Here is a 19642-nt window from a genome sequence, read left to right as displayed (position 1 = left end):
ACAGACCTGGAAGGCGCCACGTTCGTCTACGGCAGCCGGACCCTGAGCGCGCCCGCGCTCCCGGGTGGCCGCGGCGTCATTCGCGCCTCACACCCGTGTCAGGCGGCGTCCCGCTCCTGGGGCTTCCCCTCCGGAGCCGCCGGGACCGATTCCCCCCTCAGCAGCGCCGCGAGCTCCTCACCGCTGAGCACCTCGCGCTCCAGCAGGCGTTGAGCGGCGTGGCGGAGCACGGCCTCGCGCTCGCCCAGCAGTCCCCGCACACGCTCCGCCTGCGCGTCCACGATGCCGCGCACCTCTCCGTCGATGCGCTCCGCCAGGGCCTCGCTGTACTCCCCTCGCCCGCCCGCCATTCCCGTCTCCAGGAAGAGCGGCCGCCGTCCCGGGTCCACCGTCACGAGCCCCAGCGCCTGGCCCATCCCGTACGTCATCACCATGCCGCGCGCGATGTCCGTCGCCTTCTTCAGGTCGTCGTGCGCTCCCGTGGACGACTCGCGGAAGATGAGCTCCTCCGCCAGCCGCCCGCCGAGCAGCACGGCGATGCGGTCCTCCAGCTCGCTCCGCGTCATCAGGAAGCGGTCCTCCGTGGGGACCTGCAGCGTGTAGCCCAGCGCCGCCACGCCGCGCGGGATGATGGAGACCTTGCGCACCGCATCGCCGCCCCGGGACAGCGCCAGCGCCATCAGCGCGTGCCCCAGCTCGTGGAAGGCCACGCGCTCGCGCTCCAGCGGGCTGAGGACGCGGTTGCGCTTCTCCAGGCCCGCCACGGCGCGCTCCACCGCCTCCTCCAGCTCGGCGCGTCCCACCTTCTCCTTGCCGCGGCGCGCGCCCAGCAGCGCGGCCTCGTTGATGATGTTGGCCAGGTCCGCGCCCACCATGCCCACCGTGGCCGCCGCGATGAGCTCCAGGTCCTTGGGGTCCTCCAGCGGCACCTTCGCCGCGTGCACCTTGAGGACGGCCAGGCGCCCCTCCCGGTCCGGCCGGTCCACCACCACGTGACGGTCGAAGCGGCCCGCGCGCAGCAGCGCCGGGTCCAGGATTTCGGGCCGGTTGGTGGCCGCCATCAGGATGACGCCGGTGTGCGGGTCGAAGCCGTCCAGCTCCACCAGGAGCTGGTTGAGCGTCTGCTCGCGCTCCTCGTGGGACACCGGCCCCGTGTTGCGCGCCTTGCCCAGCGCGTCCAGCTCGTCGATGAAGATGATGCAGGGCGCCTGCGCCTGCGCCTGCTCGAACAAGTCGCGCACGCGCGCCGCGCCCACGCCCACGAACATCTCCACGAACTCCGAGCCGCTGATGCTGAAGAAGGGCACCCCGGCCTCACCGGCCACCGCTTTCGCCAGCAGCGTCTTGCCCGTGCCCGGCGGGCCCACCAGCAGGATGCCCTTCGGAATCTTCCCGCCCAGGCGGCGGTACTTCTGCGGCGTCTTGAGGAAGGCGATGACCTCGCGCAGCTCCTCCTTCGCCTCGTCCACGCCCGCGACGTCGGCGAAGCGCACGCGGATGTCCTTCTCCGCGTACATGCGCGCGTTGCTGCGGCCCACCGCGAAGAGCCCCCCGGCGCGCCCCGCCCCACCGCCGCTTCGCTGGCGGAGCAGGCTGAGCCACAGGAACACGCCCAGCGGCAGCAGCCACAGGGCGGTGATGAGCCACGGGTTCTCCGGCAGCTCGGCGGACACCTGGACGCCGTGCGCCTGCAGGTCCTTCAGCAGCTCCGGGTCATCCACCTTCACCGTGGTGAAGCCCTGCGCCTCCTTGCCTGCCTCCGCCTTGAGGCGGCCGTGGATGCGCCCGCCGGTGATGACCACCGACTCCACGCGCCCCTGGGACACCGCTTCCCGGAAGGCCGTCCAGGTGAAGGGGGGCGGCTCGCGGAACCGGGTGAACTCCTGCATGGCGAACACGCCCAGGAACAGCAACACCACGGGGAGCCAGGGCCGCCACTTCGAGGTCTTCGGTTCCTTCACCGCCATTACGTATGCCTCCCGGGCTGGACGCCCGTGCCCCATCCCGAGCCGGCAACGGACCCAGGCAGGGATTGCAGCGGGTGTGCCGCGACATGAGGCACACACACGCGGTCACGGGCGCGCAAATCCTGCGGACCGGCATCATGCCACGCAGTTGCTGCGCCGTGGACGGACACCGTGTCATAGGCTCCCGCCGCGGCACGGAGGGATGACGCGTTGGCACCGGGAAGGAAGAGGCGATGACGGCCGGAGCGTTCGTTTCGTATGACCTGAGGACCCCGGACCTGGAGGCGGCCCAGGCGTTCTACACGGGCCTCCTGGGCTGGCAGGTCCAGCGGTCGGGAGAGTCCCGGGTGTTCCTCGCGGGCACGCAGCGTGTGGGCGAGCTGATGGCCCTGCCCGAGCGGGCGCGGGCCCAGGGCGCCCCGGCGCACTGGCTCGGGCATATCGGCGTCGAGGACGTCGACGCGGCGGCGCGGCGCTTCGTGGCGCTCGGGGGCCAGATGCTGGGCCCGGTGCAGCAGCCCGCGCCGGGGCAGCGCGTTTCCATCTTCAAGGACGCCCAGGGCGCTGTCTTCGCGATGAGCTCCGGAAGGGAGGGCGCGGGCCTCGACGTGGTCGCGTGGCACGAGCTGAACACGACAGACCGTGAGCACGCCTGGGCCAGCTACTCGGGGCTGTTCGGCTGGAGGGCAACCGGGGCACTGGAGCTGGGCCCCCAGGTCGGGACGTACCAGATGTTCACCTGGGACGGGGCCGGGCGGGACGTGGGCGCCATGGTCAACACGGCACGCCTCCCGTCCATCCACACCCACTGGCTCTTCTACCTGACGGTGGAGGACCTGGATGCCACGCTCGTGAAGCTCCGCGCACTCGGTGGCCGGGTGCTGAACGGACCGATGCAGGTCCCCGGTGGGGACCGCGTCGCGCAGTGCGAGGACCCGCAGGGCGCCGCCTTCGCGCTGCGCCAGGCCGCCCGGACGCCCTGAGCAAGCCCTTCCAGGAGCCCCCCTCGCGGGCCGTGGCGCCTTGGAGGGTACGTCCTCCCGATGCTCCGCGGCGAGGAGGACGGAAAGAGGGAGACGCGATGGAGCGCTCTTCCATCGCGGCACGAAGCAGCGGCGAGGTCATGTTCCTGGAGACGGAGCGCGTATGACTGCCCACACCACGAAGCATGAAGTACTCGTCCTCGGAGCCACCGGAACCACCGGCCGGAGATTGACCGGCCTGCTGCGCGCGGCCGGAGTCCCGGTACGAGCGGCCTCCCGTCACGGCGAGGTGCGCTTCGACGGGTCCGACCCGGGAGCCTGGGAGCATGCCGTGACGGGCGCCTCGCGGATGTACCTCATGGCACCGCACGAGCTCCCGGTGGACCCCGCGTTCGTCCGGTGCGCGGTCCAACGGGGGGGTGCGGCACATCCGAAGTCGTGCGACGGCTCATCGGGCGAGAGCCAAAGGAACGGTACCTCGGGAATGCTTGGACTGCCCGGAGCCCGAGTGCATACGAAGCCCCAGGCCCTGTCTCCCAGGCCAAGACGTCCCGCCATGTCGGCCCCCAGGGCCGCCCGCGTCCGGAATGGAGCGCCCGTTCCAAGTGGTCTGTCAGGTCCCTACCCCTCATTGCCCCAAACGCGCCCCAGGCCGCTCCTGGGACCGCCCTTGCCGGAATGGAGCATCCGTTGGGCCTGCCAGCCACCCACTGCTCGAGGGCTTCTCGCCTTCCCTGTGCCGCATCGCGCGCGGGGGCTTCGAGATGGGGCTGAGCGCACCGGAGGAGGGCGGCTTCCGTCAGGTCTTCGAGGACTTCTGGCGGGACCTGGCCTCACGAGGATTCACTGGAGTCCCAGTCACCCGGGAGTGAAGCACGGGAACTGGTGCGCGAGGTGCTGGCGCACGGCGAGCGCGAGGGGGCGCTGGCGCCGGGCAGCGTCCGAGTCGGTGAGGGGCTCATCTGGGGTGCGCTGGCGGAGGAGGACTCGCCTTCCCGAGGCACTGGCACGCCTCCTTCGGGGGCGACAGGAGACGCCGAGCCCGGCGGCGCCAGCGAGTCTGCGTCCACGACAGGGCACGTCGAGGTCGAGAGGACTGGTGGACCCGCGTTGGCCACCGAAGCGGCATCCTCCCACGCGCCCGACTCCACCGGGGTGGTGCCGCACCATGCCCCCCGAGAAAAGGACGCGGTCTCAACGCACGCCGCGCCCTCATGCGCTTCTCGGCACCGCGAGCGCGTGGCCACATCACCTGGCAGTCGTGCCTCCTGGCCTCGAAGCGGCAGGTGTCTGAGCCCTCGATGGCGGGATGGAAGGGGCGAGTGCCGTGGCGCTCGGACGGCTGCGAATACGGCGAAACGTCCTTCATGGAATGTGCAACGCAAGAGCATCCATCACAGGCCTCCCCGTCCGCCGCCTCTTCGAGGCACCGCCATGACCCGGGCACCGCCGGGCGGCGCCTGGCCTCGTGCGTTTCCCTACTCCGTCATGAATGAGCCGCAATGGGGTGGTCGAGCCCTGGCGCCAGCGGAAGAGCCTGGCGGAACGACATCGGACTCCGGCGAGCCGCGGAGCCTCGCGCGCACGGGCCCGGAGCCTTCCGCGATGATGGAACCATGATGAAGCGCTGAACCCGGTGTGACACTCCGCTTTCGCGGATGGGGTACCCTCCTCGTGACTTGAAAGGGGGCATCCATGCGTGAGGAAGCACTCACCCGCCGCGCCACGCTCCGTCCGGAGCATCGCGTTCAGAGGGACTCGGGCCGGTTTCATCAACTCCTGGCCCTGGCCGTCCTGCTCGCCCCACTCCCACAGGCCGAGGCCTTCCCCATCGCCCCGCAGACGCTCTGGGAGCTGACGCAGAAGGCGACACTGGTGGTCTGGGCGGATATCGAGGGAGTGGAGCCACTGCCCCCGAATCCGTCCGGGGAAAAGACCGTCGACCTGAATGCTGGCGACGTCGCACGCCTGCGTGTCCGGGAGGTCTGGAAAGGCGCCACACGCCCGGGCGAGCTCGTGGAGGTTCACTTCAATTCGGGATTGGTCTGCCCGGCGCCTCCACGCTACGAGCCCGGGCTCGCTGTCGTCGCGTTCCTCACGCTGGAGGGAGGAAGGTGGAGGACCGTCAGCCTTTCGTACGGGACGCGCTACCCGACGAGCCACAGCGAGGCAGATGCCTACCGGGAAGCGGTGACGCGCGCCCACGCGATACAGGAGCAGTGGACGCAGGTCCGGGCCTCGGGCAGGACGGCCGACGACATGGCGGCGGCACGCACGAGTTGGCAGGTGCTCGCGGCCGCCCACCCCGCGACCCGCTGGGATGGCATGTACGGGCTGGAGCCCGAATCCGACGAGGACCATTTCTTCTACGACTTGCGGCGCCCCCGTTCCGCGCCCCTGTCCCCCGCGCAGCGCGAGCAACTGGCGAAAGGCTTCGTGGAGCACCCGCCGCTCGACCGCGCGCTGCCGATGATGCTCGCCACCCTGCGAGGCCAGGCGAGCGTCGAGGTGGACCGCGCGGCCGCGAACGCGCTCGAGACCCTCCTCGCCGAGGAGGACCCGCCGCACTGGGCAGCGCTCGCGTTCGCACTGCTCCGCGAGCGCCATGGAGAGAAGCTCAAGCAGCGGTCAGCGCCGAAGGAGGACCCGCAGCTTCGCACCTTCACCGACGCGAGCGGTGCCCCCAAGGGCTCCACGCCGCGGAGCACGCACCCACTCGTGCAGGAGTGGCGGGCCTTCAAGCAGCGCCATCACCTGGAGCCGAAGCGGCTGGCCCTGCCTGTCGAGCCACCCGTCCCCGGCACCGGCGGAGAAACGACACCCTGAGGCGGAGACCCACGCCTCCCGCTCGCCTGCCCGGCCCTCCGGCCAGGGCCGCCCCATTCCCGGCTTGACGGCCCACCGCCCGGTGGGCGCGAATGGGGCCTCCCCGCGATGCCGTCTCCCGTCCGACTCCTCCGCTCCACGTCGCGCGTCCTCCTCGTCGGAGTGCTGGTGGCGCTGTTCCTCGCGCCCCTGGTCGTGATGTTCACCGGCTCGCTGCGTCCGCCCGGGCTGCCTCCCCCGCGCGGGGTGGAGCTGCTGCCACAGGGAGCCGGGCTGGCCGCCTACGCCTCCACCTTCGAGCGGGTGCCCTTCGGCCGCGCGCTCCTCAACTCCGTGCTGCTGGCCGCCATCATGGTGCCGCTCAGCGTCATCACCGCGTCCTGGGCGGGACTGGCCCTGGCGCAGACGTCCGGGTGGCGATGGCGCACGCTGGCCGGCGCGGTGCTCCTGCTCGTCATGGTGCCCGCCACCGCCGTGTGGCTGACACGCTTCGCCGTCTTCAAGGTGCTGGGCCTCACCGGCACCGCCGTCCCGCTGGTGGCGCCCGCGCTCATGGGCGGCAGCCCCCTCTTCGTGCTCCTCTACGCGGTGGCCTTCCGGCGCCTTCCGCAGGAGCTGTTCGAGGCCGCGCGGCTGGAGGGCGCCGGCCCCCTGCGCCTGTGGCGCTCCATCGCCCTGCCGCTGGTGCGTCCCACCACCGCCGCGGTGGCGCTGCTGGCCTTCGGCCTGTCGTGGAGCAACTTCATCGACCCGCTGCTGTACCTCAGCGGTGAGGACGCACTCACCGCGCCCCTCGCGCTGCACGCGCTGGAGCTGCTCGGCTCCACGCAGTGGCCCGTGCTGCTCGCCGGTGCCGTGGTGGTCACCCTGCCCGCCGTCCTCGCCTTCCTCGGCGCGCAGCGTTTGTTCCTGGGCGAAGAGAGAGGGAGCGGATGGCTCGGACGTTGAGGTGGGCCGCGGCGCTCGCGCTGGCCGGCGCGGCGCTGCTGGGTGGGTGCAAGCGCGAGGAGATGACTCCGGAGCCCGCGCGGACGGGCACCCCCGCCGCGCCCATCGAGGTGACGCTCCAGCTCTTCGGGGACCCGGCCGAGGTGGGGGGCTACCGCCAGCTCATCGCCGCCTTCGAGGCGAAGAACCCGGACGTGAAGGTGCGCCTGGTCCCCATCGGCAAGCAGAAGGACCACATGGCGAAGCTCACCACCGCCTTCTCCGGTGGCACCCCGCCCGACCTCTTCCTCCTCAACTACCGGCGCTTCGGCCAGTTCGCCGCCAAGGGCGTGCTGGAGCCGCTGGGCCCCCGGCTGGAGAAGAGCACCATCCTCAAGGAGCGGGACCTCTATCCCCAGGCGGTGGAGGCCTTCCGCCACGGCGGCGCGCTGCAGTGCATCCCGCAGAACGTCTCCAGCCTCGTCGTCTACTGGAACCGCGGCCTCTTCCAGCGCCTGGGCGTGCCGCCGCCCAGGCCGGACTGGACGTGGGACGACTTCCGTAAGACGGCGCAGGCCCTCACCCGCGACGAGGACGGTGACGGGCGCATGGACATCCACGGACTGGCCTTCGAGCCGACCCTGTCCCGCCTGGCGCCCTTCATCTGGCAGGCGGGCGGCGAGGTGGTGGACGACGTGAAGGACCCGCACCACCTGGAGCTGCTCAACACCCCGTCGCTGGAGGCACTGCGCTTCGTGCTTCGACTGCAGCGCGTCTTCAAGGTGACGCCCACGCTGGAGGAGGCGAAGTCGGAGAACCACGAGGCGCGCTTCGCCGCGGGCCGGCTGGGCATGCTCCTCAACAGCCGCCGGCTGGTGCCCACGCTGCGCGACGTCCCCGGCCTGGACTGGGACGTGGCGCCCCTGCCCCGGCACCACAAGACGGCCACGGTGCTCCACTCGGACGCGTACTGCATGTCCCGAGCGTCCAGGGCGAAGGACGCCGCCTTCCGCTTCGTGGAGTTCGCCCTGGGCCCGGTGGGCGCGGAGCTGGTGGCGCGCGGCGGGCGCACCGTGCCGTCGCTGCGCAGCGTGGCGGAGGGCCCCGCCTTCCTGGACTCGAACCAGCGCCCCGCCTCCGCCCGCGTGTTCCTGGACTCCCTCCTCTCCATCCGCCGGCTGCCCAACGTGGCGGTGTGGAACGAGGTGGAGACGCGCGCGGACGTCATCGTCGAGGAGTGGTTCTACACGGTGCCTCCCCACGGCACGCGGCTGACGGAGGCGGACTCCACCGAGGTGAAGTCAGGGCAGGAGGCCGGTGGCTCCATGCGCCGGCTGCTGCGCCAGGGTGACGAGGTGAACGCGCTGGGGCAGGAGCTCACCGAGGCCGTGCAGGGCATCCTCGACTCGGCGCCGAAGCGCGAGGCCCCATGAAGGCGGGCGCCTCACACGGCCGGGAGGCCATGCTCTTCCTGGCGGCGCCGTTCCTCGTGGCGGCGGCGCTGCTGGTGGGGCTGCCCGCGCTGCTCGCCCTGGGGCTGGCCTTCACGGAGTACGACGCGCTGAGCGCCCCCCGTTTCGTGGGCGCGGCGCACTTCCTCCGGCTATGGGACGACCCGCTCTTCTGGACGGCGCTGGGCAACTCGCTGCTGTTCGCCGCGCTGGCGGTGCCGCTGAGGCTGGCGCTGGCCCTGGGGCTGGCGCTGCTGCTGCACAAGGGTGGGCGGCTGGCGCGGTCCGCGGTGTTCCTGCCCACCGTGGTGCCGGACATCGCCTATGCGCTGCTGTGGCTGTGGCTGCTCAACCCGCTGTACGGGCCGCTGGCGCTCGGGCTGAAGGCGGTGGGCGTGGCGGACAGCGGGTGGCTGCTCACGCCCTGGGGCGCGCGCGGGGCGCTGGTGGCGCTCACCGTCTTCCAGCTCGGCGAGGTGTTCGTGGTGCTGCTGGCCGCGCGGCGCGAGCTGCCGGAGGAGCTGTACGAGCTGTGCGAGCTGGAAGGCGGCGGCGCGCTCACCGTCTTCCGCCGGGTGACGCTGCCGCTGATGGCGCCCACGCTGGCGCTGCTGGCCGCTCGCGACGTGGTGGTCAGCCTGCAGACGACGTTCGTCCCCGCGCTCGTCATCACCCAGGGGGGCCCGCGCTACGCGACCACCTTCCTGCCGCTCTACATCTACCAGAACGGCTTCGAGTACCTGCGCCTCGGGTACGCGTCCGCGATGACGTGGGTGATGTTCCTCGTCACCGCGGCGATGGTGGCCGCGCAGCTCTGGGTGCTGCGCGGGTGGCGCGCCTCGCGCGAGGCGTGAGGCGCGCGAAGGGCCCGCTACTTCGCCCCTCCGTCCGGCGTCCCCCCGTCCGCGCCCGCTGACTTCGAGCCGGGCTTCCGGATGGGACACGACACAATCGCCCCATTGGGGTCGATGGCGTCGTTGCCGGACTCCACCTTCAATATCTTCCGTCCCTCGCCGATGACGAACGTGTACCGCTTGGGTAGGGACAAGAGCGGCATCTTCACGTCATACGCCGCGATGACCTTGCCCTCCGGGTCGGGAATGAAGGGGAACGGTGCTTTCAGCTCGGCCTTGAAGCGCGCGAGCGTCTCCGAATCATCCATACTGACGGCCAGGACCTGGCCGTGGAGCTTCTCGATGTCCGAGTACCTGTCCCGGTACGCCGAGAGCTCGCGGGTTCAACCCCCTGTGAAGGCCTTGGGGAAGAAGGCCAGGATGACGGGCCCCTGCTTCACCATCTCCGACAGGGTGTACACGTTGCCGGCGGTGTCCTTCACCGTGAAGTCCGGCGCCGTGTCCCCGACTTGCGGAATGGCTCCACTGAAGAGCCCCGCGACGAGCACTGGAATGAGCATGGCCGGGATTTGACGGGCTTCCCGGCGGGAAGGCAAGGAGCGGGGCCTACTTCGCCTCGGCCATGCGCGCCCACACCGCGGCGGCGGCCTCGCGCGCCTGCTCCGCCACCACCGTGGGATTCACGGACAGAGGCCGGCGCGCCCACATGCGCCACACGCCGTCCACCATCACCGCCTCCACGTGCCGGCTGCCCAGGCCGAACACCACGTGCCACGCCAGGTTCTCCGCGGTGAGCGGCGTGGCCGGCAGGTAGTCCAGGATGAGCAGGTCCGCCAGCGCGCCCTCGCGCATGGGGCCCACCGGCGTCTCGAAGAGCTGCGACGCCAGCCGGTGGCCGTTGGCCAGGTAGCGCAGCACATCGATGGGCTGCCCCGCCTCGCGCGAGCGGAGGTACGCCGCCTGCGCCTCCGCGAAGAGGTCCGCGGACACGGCGTCCGCGCCCAGCGTGGCCCGGTGGCCGAACTTCAGGGCCGGCGCGTAGCCCACCTCCAGCCCCTGGTTGGCGCGCGGCGTGTGGACAATCCACGCGCCGGTGGCAATCACCTGCGCCAGGTCCGCCCACTCCAGGTGGCCCACGTGCGCCAGCTGGCTCCTGGGGGACAAGAGCCCCGCCTCCAGCAGCCGCGCCACGGGCGACGCGCCGAAGCGCTCCGTGGACAGGCGCTCGTCCAGCGGGTCCTCGGCGAGCGGCAGGTGCAGCCCGCCGGTGCCCAGGGCCTGCAGCGCCTCCACCAGCCCCTGGAGGGCATCCTGCCCCAACGTGAAGCAGGGCCCCGCGCCCACCTGCCCGCGGAAGCGGCCCTTCGCCTTCTTCGCGAAGCTGACCGTCTCCTCCAGCCCCTCCTCGCGGCCCAGCGCGCCCATGCGGTCCGACACCGCGTAGGACAGCACGCCACGCACACCTACCTCGTGGAGTCCGCGCGCCAGCCGCACCAGCGAGCCCGACACGGCCTTGGGCGAGGAGTGCCAGTCACACACCGTGGTGGTGCCGCACTGGAGGGCCTCCAGGCCGCCGGCACACCCGGCCACCTGCACCGCGTCCAAATCCAGCGCGCTCTCGTAGGGCCAGACCACCTTCTCGACGATGTCCTGGTAGCTCTCCAGCGCCGGGCGCGGCATGCCGCGGCCGAGCACCGCGTGGAGCCGGTGGTGCGCGCTGACGAGCCCCGGGAAGACGAGCTTGCCGGAGAGCGCGACCACCTCGTCGTCCGCCGCGGGCGTCAGGTCCGGCCCGCGCGCGACGATGCGCTCACCCTCGATGCGCAGGTCCACACGCTCCACCAGCGCGGGCTCCAGCTCGACGACGTAACCACCCTTGAGGACGGTGCCCAACATCCCTCCGGACGCAACGCGTGCGTATCAGGGGCCCTCCTCCCGTGGGCCAGAACAGCCCTGGAGGTTAGCACTCCCATTCCAGCGCGCGAGCAAGCAGGTAGAGCACCCACACCCCGCGTCATGACCACAACGCGGTGCGCAGCCAGTTGGTGAAAACCCGCCGGCGGTGCGCTTCAGGGTCGAAGCCCACCCTGGAACTGTCCAGGGTGGGACGCCCGGTGGAATGGGGCAAGTTTCCAGCACCGCCATCCGACAGCAGCAGGCAAGCGGACAGGATGCGAGTCAGGAGCAGGACGCGGATGGGTCCCTACACGTAGACTACGGGAACTTTGGAGCAGGAGCAGAGCACCTATTGGGTGGGCCGCTACCGGCTGTCCGCGCGCATCGCGACAGGCGGCATGGCGGAGGTGTACCTCGGGCGGCGCATCGACGAGGACGGGCGGCGCGGCCCGGCCGTGGCGGTGAAGCGGCTGATGCCGCACCTGGCCTCGGACCGGCGCGTGGTGCAGATGTTCCTCAACGAGGCGCGCATCACCGCGCAGGTGCGGCATCCCAACGTCGTCACCATCCTCGAGCTGGGCATGGAGGGCACCGAGCCCTTCATCGCCATGGAGTTGCTGGAGGGGCGCTCCTTCGCGGAGCTGCGCCAGGAGGCCGCGGAGCACGGCCAGCGCGTGCCGCTGGGAATCACGCTGCGCGTGCTGGTGGACGCCTGCCGCGGGCTGGACGCCGCGCACCGCGCCGTGGACGAGGCGGGCCGTCCGCTGCGCATCGTCCACCGCGACTTCACGCCGGACAACGTCCACGTGGGCGTGAATGGCGCGGTGAAGGTCATCGACTTCGGCATCGCCAAGGCGGACGCGCTCGGCTCGGGCACGGAGCCCGGGGTCCTCAAGGGCAAGTTCTTCTACATGTCGCCGGAGATGATTGCCGGCAGGCCGGTGGACCACCGCGCGGACCTGTTCGCCGCGGGCGTCATGCTCTACGAGCAGCTCTGCGGCCGGCGCCCCTTCACGGGCCTGACGGCGGAGGAGGTGCTGGGGCGCATCGCGGAAGGACGTCCGAAGCCGCCCACCGCCTTCGACCCGTCCGTGCCCGCCGCGCTGGAGCTGGTGTGTCTCACCGCGCTGGCCCGGGAGCCGGCCGCGCGCTTCGACAGCCTCGAGTCCTTCATCGACGCGATTGAAGCCATTGGCGGCGCGGCGGAGGTGGCCACGCACGAGCAGCTCGCCGCGTACGTGGACACCCTCTTCCCTCCCGACACGGACTCCAAGCGGCAGGCCCTGCGCCGCGCCCGGCTCGCGGACCCGTCCCATGGCAGCACGCCCCCAGGCATCATCCGCCCGGTGCTCGGCATGGCGGGTGCCCCGGCGGACTGGACTGGCGGCGCGCAGGCCCCGAATCCGTACGGGATGGGGCCCTCCATGGCGCCGGGCGCGCACGGGCCCGAGGGTGCGGCCGCCCACCCGGGCACGGCCGCGCCGGAGTGGGGTCCGCCTCCGCACGGCGCGCAGAGCCCGGCCGGTACGGCCGCCCACGCGGGTGGGATGGGACAGGCACCGGGAGCGCAGGGGCCGGCTCCACACGCGGGTGAAGCGGAAGCGGCGATGACTCCGGGTTCCGCCGGCGCGAAGGGCGAGGGGCGGATGAAGCCCGGGGCCGCCGGAGCGAAGGGCGCGGCGCAGCCCGCTCGGGCCGGGAACTCCGGCGTGGGGCCCGGGGGCAGGAAGCCCTCGCGCCTGGGCGCCATCCTCGGAGGCGTGCTGGTGGTGGGCGCGCTCGGTGGAGGCGCGGCGTGGTTCTTCATGCGCCCGGCGCCGCCTCCGGCCGAGCGGCTGGCGAAGGCCGAGGCCGCCGCCACACCCGAGGCGAAGGTGTCCGCGCTCGACGGGCTGGGCACGGACGCGCGCGCCACCGCGAAGGAGCTGGCCCGGGCCGGTGCCCTGCTGATGGAGGCGGGCGCGCACACCCAGGCGTTGGCGCTGGCGGAGTCCTTTGTCTCGCGCTTCCCGAAGGACGTCCAGGCGCACCTGCTGGCCGCGCGGGCGGCGACGGAGCTGCGCATGGGCAAGCGGGCCGAGCGCGCCATCGAGGAGGCCACCACGCTGGCGCCCAGGGACCTCCAGCCCCTGCTGGCACTGGCGGAGCTGCGCGAGCGCCAGGGCGACGTGCCGGGCGCGCTCGCGGCGCTGGCGAAGGCCCATGCCCTGCGGCCGCGCTCGTCCGACGTGACGCCGCGCTATGGCCGCCTCCTGTCGCAGAGTGGCCGGCTGGACGAGGCCGCCGCCGTCCTGGCCGCGTGGACGAGAGACCACGACGACGCGGAGAGCCTCGCGGAGCTGGGCTTCGTGCGCTTCCGCCAGGAGCGCGTGGACGACGCGGCCAGCCTCCTCAGGCGCGCGATTCGCAAGGACGCCCGGCTCTCCGTGGCCCACTACTACCTGGGGGCCGTCCTCTTCCGCCAGGGCGACACCGCCGCCGCCGAGCGCTCCTACGTGGAGGCGGACCGGCTCGCCCCCGAGGACCCGCGAGCCCTCACCGCGCGCTGCCAGCTCCATGCCCATACCGGCAACACGGCCGCGGTCAATGAGGTGAAGCGCGTGCTCGCGGAGCGCTTCCCCGGCCGCGCGAGCACGCTCGTGGCGGAGTGCTCGGCGGGGAAGTAGACCCGGCCCGCGCGGAAGGTGCATCCAAGCAGGCACCTGGGCACCACGGCATGCATGCGCTACCTTCGGCCGCGGCACGAAGGAACCCACCATGCGTCTACGCGCGTCGCTCACCCTCCTGGCACTGCTGTCCTCCACCACCGGCTGCACCACCACCTACAGCATCCCCAGGTCGGAGCTCTCCCGGCTCGACGGCTGGAAGGACGACGGCAACACACTGCTCGAGGACGTGGGCGCATCCCTGCGCGGCGAGCGCAAGGACGTCCGGCAGCTTCATGACGATGAAGGACGGCCGCACAAGTTCAATGCGGACACGCCGCTGATACTGGTTCGCACCCGGGGCGAGGAGCTGGAGTCGAAGTACCTCCAGGTGGACGTGGACTCACTCCAGTTCCGGGGCGTGCCCGTGGAGCGTCCTGGCCGGCCCGTCGCCGTCGCGCTCGGCGAGGTGGAGCGGGCGGCCGTCCGCGAGTTCAGCTGGGGGAAGACACTGCTGCTCTCCGGCGGCATCGCCCTCGGGGTGCTGGGCTCGCTCGTCGCCGTCGGCCTCGCCGTGGATGGGGACGGCAGCTCCGGCGGCGGCGGCTTCGACGACTGACGGTCCTCCCCACACACCACGGCTCCGAGCCGCTAGAGGCTTCGCGCGACGAGGCTTCGCGGTTCATCCTGCCCGCTCGGCCCGCGAGCCGAGCGGGCAAGGCAGAGCTGCGCGCCCCAGTACAGCAGCATGATGGCGTAGCTCGCGCCGGGCATGGGGCGCACGAAGAGCTTGATGGAGAGAAGCCCATCACTGGCGGCGAACAGCAGCGCGCCCGCGAACGCGGCCCACTGCTCACGACGCGCCAACCCCTCCGCGCCCACCATGGCCGCCGAGCGCCACGCCATCATGCAGATGACGGCGATATAGGCCGTCACGGGCAGCGCCATGCGCCCAAGGCCAGGCCACAGGAACAGGCTGGCACCCACGCCCAGCAACACGAAGGGGAGAGCCCTCGTCAGGCTGGGGCTCCGCGTCACGGTGAGATACGCGGCCGCATAGCTCACATGCGCCAGCAGGAAGGCGCCCAGGCCCGGCAGGAACAGGCCGGGTCCCACCTCCAACAGCACGTCTCCGAGCAGCGAGAGCACGAGCCCGGCGAAGACCCACCGCGCATAGCGCTCCCGGGGCGGCCACAACCACAGGAGCAGGCAGAGCATGGGCAGCGGCTTGGTGGCCAGCCGGAGTCCATGGCTGTCCAACCCCACCGCGAGAAGGAAGGCCACCGCACTGGCGGCTCCCACTCCCACGAGAATCCTCGTCCTACCGGCGCCCTCGCTGTTCATCGGTGGCATCCTATTAGAAGAACGGCACTCGACGGGCGCGGCCGGCCCGGTTTCACCATCTACACACCCGGCCTTCCCGGCCCTGGACGCCGCGCGCGAGGCATGGCGATTCTTCCATCCATGAGCACCCGCGCCCTCATCATCAACGCCGACGACCTGGGCTACGACCCGGCCGTCACCCGAGGCATCCTCCGCGCCATGCGCGAGGGCGTCGTCTCCTCCGCCACCTTCATGGTGAACACGCCCCACTCCGAGGCCGCCGCGCGCGAGGCCCGGGGCCTGTCCATCGGCCTGCACTTCAACCTCGCCCGGGGCACGCCCGTCTGGAGCGGCTTCCCGCGCGCGCTGCTCGGCGAGGACGACGGCCTCGTGGAGTCCCGCGCCGCCGCCCTGCCCCCGGACGTGGTGGAGGCGGAGGCCTTCGCCCAGCTCGCACGGCTCGCGGGGCTGCTCGGACGGCCGGCCACACACGTGGACGTGCACAAGCACCTGCACCAGCACCCCCACGTCCTGGAGGGCCTTGCCCGCGCCGCCCGCGCCGCCGGGCTCCCGGTGCGCTCCATCCACCCGGACATGCGCCGCGCGCTGCAAGCCCACGGCGTGGCCACCAACGCGCACTTCATCGGTGACGCGGGCACGGAGGCGTACTGGACGCTGGAGCGCTTCGAGGCGCACCTCGCCTCGCTGCCCGCGGACGGCGTCATCGAGCTGATGTGCCACCCGGGCTACCGGCCGGAGACGCTGAAGAGCGGCTACTCCGCCCAGCGCGAGGTGGAGCTGGACACCTTCCTCCACCCCAGGGCCCGCGAGCTGCTGGCGCGCGCCGGCGTCGTCCCGGCGGACTTCCGCGTCCTCACGCCCGGGAGCTGAGCCCGTCGAGCGGCGCCCCCTCCGTGGGCCCGGACAGCCCCGGGGACCGGCGCCGCTCCACCATCAGCACGTTGCGCACCCGAGCCACCAGCTCGTCCGCGCGGTACGGGCGGGTGCACAGCGTGGTGCCCTCCTGTGCCCACCACGGCCGCTCGTCGCCGGCCAGCAGGATGGGGACGGGTCTCGCGCGGGGCAGCGTGGCGAAGGTCTCCAGGAAGACGCCCGCCTGCCCATGCGTGGCGCTGGTGGAGAGGACGATGAGGTCCACCGGCAGGTGCGTGGCCCGGCGCAGCGCCTCCGCCCCGTCCCGCGCGGTGAGCACCTCGAAACCCTCGGCGAGCAGCACCTGCTCGGCCAGCGCCTCCTGTGTCCGGTCCTCGTCCAACAGCAGCACCCGGCGGGGCAGCCGCTTCACCTCGTGGGACGCCATGCGCGGCAGGGACACGGTGAAGGTGCTGCCGTGGCCCTCCGAGCTGGCCAGCGTGAGCGAGCCGCGGTGCAGCTTGGCGATGGAGTGGCTGATGAAGAGGCCCAGCCCCAGCCCGCCGAAGTTGCGGTGCGACACGTTGCGCGCCCGGTAGAAGCGCTGGAACACCTGGGCCTGGTCCGCGCCCGGGATGCCGATGCCGTTGTCCTGCACGTGGATGCGCGCCTCGCCCGGCAGCTTCTCCACCTTCACGGTGATGGGCTCGCCCGCGGGGCTGTACTTGTGCGCGTTCTCCAGCAGGTTGACGAGCACCTGCTCCAGCCTGTCCCGGTCTCCCCGCACCCAGACACGGTCGCGCGGCACCTCCACGGAGAAGGGCCGCTCGAAGGCGGCACGGAAGTGGTCCACCACCTCCGCCACCAGCTGCCCCACCTCCAGCGGCGCCAGCTTCAGCTCCAGCCTCCCGGTGTCCAGCCGCGACGCGTCCAGCAGGTCATCCACCAGCCCCACCAGCCGGTCCACCTGCCGCTTGGACTTGAGCACCGTGGCCAGCTCCACCGGCTGGCCCGCGGAGATGCGCCGCTCCATGGTGTAGAGGCCCAGCTTCAGCGGGGTGAGCGGCGTCTTCAGCTCGTGGCTGGCGATGGACATGAAGTCCTCGCGCACCTGGAGCGCCGCCTTCGCCTCGCGCAAGAGCCGCGCGTTCTCCACCGCCACCGCGAGCTGGTTGGCCGCGGCGCTCCACAGCTCCAGCTCGCGCACGGAGAAGGACGTGCCCTGTTCCTTGTAGAGCAGCAGCAGGCCCACCGTCCGGCGCGGCGCGCACAGCGGCACCGCGGCGAAGATGGAGCCCATGGCGTCTCCATAGCCGCGCTGGATGCCGAGCTGCGCCTGGCGCGTGGCCAGGGCCTGGCGGAACGGGTCGTCCTCCGCGTCGAAGGTGTCCTCCGGCGCCTCCCCTCCGGCCAGGTCCGACACCGCCGCGCGGCGCAGCTCCTTGCCCTCCTCGTCGCAGAGGAACACCTCGGCGCGCCGCACCTGCGCGCAGCGCACCAGCGCCACCACCGCGGCGGCGCACACGCTGTCCACCTCCAGCGTCTCACCCACCGCGCGGGCAATCTCCTGCACCGCCTGGGAGAAGGCCCCCTCGTCGTCCACCCCGGAGGGCTCCACCACCAGCCAGGCTCCCGGCTGCTCGTCCGCCCGCGCGGGCCTCACCTGCACGCGCACCTGGCGCAGCGCGCGGGTGATGACGTGGCCCGTGTGGGCGCGCCCCTCGCGGATGGCGCGCTCCACCGCGTCCAGGGTGCGCCCCCGCTCGAGCGCGTCCAGCAGGTCTCCACCTGCGCGAAGCTCCACGCCCGTCTTGCTGGCGAAGCCCTCCTCGCACCACTGGACGCGCAGGTCGGGCCCCACGCGCACCAGGGCCAGCGGGAGGCACGAGAAGGCATCTTCGACGTCGGTGGGAAGCGGCATGTGCTCGGGGCGGGGGGAGAAACCCAGCGTGGATTATGAGCCCCCCGCCGGGCCGACAACCGGCCCTCCCCCCGGATTCCCCGCTGGTGGACGCCAGACGCGTTGAGGGGCCGACAGATGCCCCTGGAGGCGGGCGGCGAGCCGACACGGACGTAAGGGATGACACTCAGCGTCAGTGTGGTAGACGACAGCGTCATGCCTTCGCAGCCGTCCAAGGAACTTCAGACCTTCCCCAACCCGGCACCCGAGCGCGACTACGAGATCGCCTTCGACTGCCCGGAGTTCACCTGCCTGTGCCCCCTGACGGGCCAGCCGGACTTCGCCCGCTTCAAGATCTCCTACGTGCCGGACCAGCTCTGCGTGGAGCTCAAGAGCCTCAAGCTCTACATGTGGGCCTACCGCAACGAGGGGGCCTTCCACGAGAAGGTCACCAACACCATCGCGGACGACATCATCAAGGCCATCCAGCCGCGCAAGCTCACCGTGGTGGGCGACTTCTTCGTGCGCGGCGGCATCGGCACCATCGTCACCGTCACGCACGAGAAGAAGAAGGCCTGAAGCGGCCTTCCGCCTACTCCGTCTTCTGGAGGAGGTCCTCCGCCTTCTGCTGGAGGTCCGCCTCCACCTGGCCGGCCGTCTGCCGCACGTTCTCCAGGCGGTGGGCGGCTGCTTCGGGGCCCGTCTGCGTTGTGGGCCGGTACATGACGTACCAGAGCACCCAGACGACGACGCCCACGCCCAGGATGAAGGTGATGATGCGTCCCATGGAGTCCTCCCCCCGCCTCAGCGGGTGAGCTGCTGCACCAGCGGCGCCCACTGCGCCTGAGTGAGGTAGAGCCCCGTCCCCGCCGCGGTGACCACCGCGGCGAGCGCGGCCAGCACCCACTTGAGCTTCCCGCCGGAGCCGGCGCGCGGCGAGTCGAACACCTCCACCGCGGCGTCCAGCTCCTGCGGACGCAGGAGCTGCTGGGCCTCCGTCTCCGTCAGCCGGTTGCGGTGGCGCAGGAAGGCCACCAGCAGCGCCGCGTGGGACACCTGCACCTCCTGCGCGAGGAAGACGTCCAGCTCGCGCCGCATGGCGGCGGCGTCCGGGAAGCGGTCCTCCGGCTTCACCTCCATGGCGCGCTGGATGATGCGCGCCAGCGGGGCGGGCACGTTGGGGGCCACCTTGGACAGGGGCGTGTACCTGCCGTCGCGAATCTTCGCGAAGACCTCGCCGGCCGTCTTGCCGTGGAAGGGCCGGGCGCCGGAGAGGGCCTCGTAGAGGAGCACGCCCAGCGAGAAGATGTCGGTGCGCCCGTCGAGCGGCGCGCCCGTCACCTGCTCCGGGGACATGTACGAGGGCGTGCCCACGGCCATGCCCTGCTGGGTGAGCGCCTCCAGGCCCACGTCCTTGGCGATGCCGAAGTCCATCAGCTTCACCTCACCGGACTTGGTGAGCATGACGTTGGCCGGCTTGAGGTCGCGGTGGATGATGTGGCGGAAGTGCGCGTGGTCCAGCGCGCTGGCGATGCGCGCGGCGATGACGCCGGTGACGTCCGGAGGCAGCGGCCCCTCGCGGATGAGCGTGTGGAGGGTGGGCCCGTCCACCAGCTCCATCACCATGAAGAGGCTGTCGTTCTTCTCCACCAGGTCATAGAGCGTGACGATGTTCTGGTGGCGGAAGGCGGCCAGCGCGAGCGACTCGCGGCGGAAGCGCGACAGCGTCTCCTTGTCGCGCTGTCCCTCCGGGAGCAGCTCCTTGATGGCGACTTCGCGCTGCAACATTTCATGCAGACCGCGATACACGACGGCCATGCCCCCACGGCCCAGCTCTCCGAGCACGCGGTAGGCACCAATCTTCCGATGACGGGTCAGCTTCTCTGCGGGAGGCACGGGCCGGAGGGTAGCGGAGCGCGCGCACAGCGTCGATGGGATGGCCGTGTGGCCATCCACCGGGCGAGCGGGTCCGAGGGGGGATGACTCCACGGTGGAGT

The 19642-nt window shown here is 71.8% G+C and carries 16 protein-coding genes; 9 read left to right on the top strand and 7 right to left on the bottom strand.

Going from position 1 to position 19642, the window contains the following annotated elements; translation table 11 throughout:
* Window positions 1-98 precede the first annotated feature (98 nt).
* Entirely contained in the window at window positions 99-1967 is a 1869-nt protein-coding gene (gene ftsH, locus K8638_RS23455; RefSeq protein WP_223756828.1) for an ATP-dependent zinc metalloprotease FtsH, read from the bottom strand.
* Between the two features lie 233 nt (window positions 1968-2200).
* Here ftsH and K8638_RS23450 point away from each other — a divergent pair, with 233 nt between their 5' ends.
* The 5 genes from K8638_RS23450 (at window position 2201) to K8638_RS23430 (ending at window position 9008) form a co-directional block, all read left to right on the top strand.
* On the top strand, window positions 2201-2950 hold the full coding sequence (locus K8638_RS23450) for a VOC family protein (protein ID WP_223756827.1): 750 nt from the start codon (window positions 2201-2203) through the stop codon (window positions 2948-2950).
* 1695 nt (window positions 2951-4645) lie between these two features.
* Window positions 4646-5776, top strand: coding sequence for a hypothetical protein (locus K8638_RS23445; protein WP_223756826.1), 1131 nt, complete (start codon window positions 4646-4648; stop codon window positions 5774-5776).
* 108 nt (window positions 5777-5884) lie between these two features.
* On the top strand, window positions 5885-6724 hold the full coding sequence (locus tag K8638_RS23440) for a carbohydrate ABC transporter permease (RefSeq protein WP_223756825.1): 840 nt from the start codon (window positions 5885-5887) through the stop codon (window positions 6722-6724).
* Window positions 6709-8136, top strand: coding sequence for a sugar ABC transporter substrate-binding protein (locus K8638_RS23435; protein ID WP_223756824.1), 1428 nt, complete (start codon window positions 6709-6711; stop codon window positions 8134-8136). The genes K8638_RS23440 and K8638_RS23435 overlap by 16 nt, the downstream gene beginning before the upstream one ends.
* Window positions 8133-9008, top strand: a complete 876-nt coding sequence (locus tag K8638_RS23430) for a carbohydrate ABC transporter permease (RefSeq protein ID WP_223756823.1) — start codon at window positions 8133-8135, stop codon at window positions 9006-9008. Before K8638_RS23435 ends, K8638_RS23430 begins: the two co-directional genes overlap by 4 nt.
* A 17-nt stretch (window positions 9009-9025) precedes the next feature.
* Here the strand turns inward: K8638_RS23430 and K8638_RS23425 are convergent, their stop codons facing one another.
* The gene (locus tag K8638_RS23425) at window positions 9026-9568 is read right to left on the bottom strand and encodes a redoxin domain-containing protein (RefSeq protein ID WP_223756822.1); all 543 of its coding nucleotides are present in this window, start codon (window positions 9566-9568) and stop codon (window positions 9026-9028) included.
* Window positions 9569-9614: 46 nt separating this feature from the next.
* A complete protein-coding gene (locus K8638_RS23420) occupies window positions 9615-10901 on the bottom strand; it encodes an amidohydrolase family protein (protein ID WP_223756865.1) in 1287 nt (428 codons plus the stop codon).
* A 332-nt stretch (window positions 10902-11233) separates the two neighbouring features.
* On the opposite strand from K8638_RS23420, the gene K8638_RS23415 reads away from it, so the two are divergent.
* Together K8638_RS23415 and K8638_RS23410 are read left to right on the top strand one after the other, a co-directional pair.
* Window positions 11234-13570 carry a protein kinase gene (locus K8638_RS23415; RefSeq protein WP_223756821.1) on the top strand — a complete coding sequence of 779 codons (2337 nt, stop codon included), beginning with the start codon at window positions 11234-11236 and terminating at the stop codon, window positions 13568-13570.
* Between the two features lie 91 nt (window positions 13571-13661).
* Window positions 13662-14168 (top strand): hypothetical protein, encoded by a 507-nt coding sequence (locus K8638_RS23410; RefSeq protein ID WP_223756820.1) that lies wholly within the window; start codon window positions 13662-13664, stop codon window positions 14166-14168.
* 32 nt (window positions 14169-14200) lie between these two features.
* Here K8638_RS23410 and K8638_RS23405 read toward each other — a convergent pair whose 3' ends face one another.
* The gene (locus tag K8638_RS23405; RefSeq protein WP_223756819.1) at window positions 14201-14851 is read right to left on the bottom strand and encodes a lysoplasmalogenase; all 651 of its coding nucleotides are present in this window, start codon (window positions 14849-14851) and stop codon (window positions 14201-14203) included.
* A gap of 162 nt (window positions 14852-15013) precedes the next feature.
* Here K8638_RS23405 and K8638_RS23400 point away from each other — a divergent pair, with 162 nt between their 5' ends.
* A complete protein-coding gene (locus tag K8638_RS23400) occupies window positions 15014-15763 on the top strand; it encodes a carbohydrate deacetylase (protein WP_223756818.1) in 750 nt (249 codons plus the stop codon).
* Here the strand turns inward: K8638_RS23400 and K8638_RS23395 are convergent.
* Window positions 15747-17666, bottom strand: a complete 1920-nt coding sequence (locus K8638_RS23395) for a hybrid sensor histidine kinase/response regulator (protein WP_223756817.1) — start codon at window positions 17664-17666, stop codon at window positions 15747-15749. The two genes, K8638_RS23400 and K8638_RS23395, sit on opposite strands and share 17 nt — an antisense overlap.
* 195 nt (window positions 17667-17861) lie before the next feature.
* On the opposite strand from K8638_RS23395, the gene queF reads away from it, so the two are divergent.
* Window positions 17862-18224 carry a preQ(1) synthase gene (queF, locus tag K8638_RS23390; RefSeq protein ID WP_223756816.1) on the top strand — a complete coding sequence of 121 codons (363 nt, stop codon included), beginning with the start codon at window positions 17862-17864 and terminating at the stop codon, window positions 18222-18224.
* 13 nt (window positions 18225-18237) lie between these two features.
* Here the strand turns inward: queF and K8638_RS23385 are convergent, their stop codons facing one another.
* Both K8638_RS23385 and K8638_RS23380 read right to left on the bottom strand, forming a co-directional pair.
* Window positions 18238-18432, bottom strand: coding sequence for a hypothetical protein (locus K8638_RS23385; RefSeq protein WP_223756815.1), 195 nt, complete (start codon window positions 18430-18432; stop codon window positions 18238-18240).
* A gap of 17 nt (window positions 18433-18449) precedes the next feature.
* The gene (locus K8638_RS23380; protein WP_370644095.1) at window positions 18450-19463 is read right to left on the bottom strand and encodes a serine/threonine-protein kinase; all 1014 of its coding nucleotides are present in this window, start codon (window positions 19461-19463) and stop codon (window positions 18450-18452) included.
* Window positions 19464-19642: the final 179 nt, after the last annotated feature.

This window comes from Myxococcus sp. RHSTA-1-4 (assembly GCF_020037125.1).
Classification (GTDB): domain Bacteria; phylum Myxococcota; class Myxococcia; order Myxococcales; family Myxococcaceae; genus Myxococcus.
The sequence above is the reverse complement of the archived record's forward strand: the minus strand, read 5'-3'. Positions and strand labels throughout refer to the sequence as shown.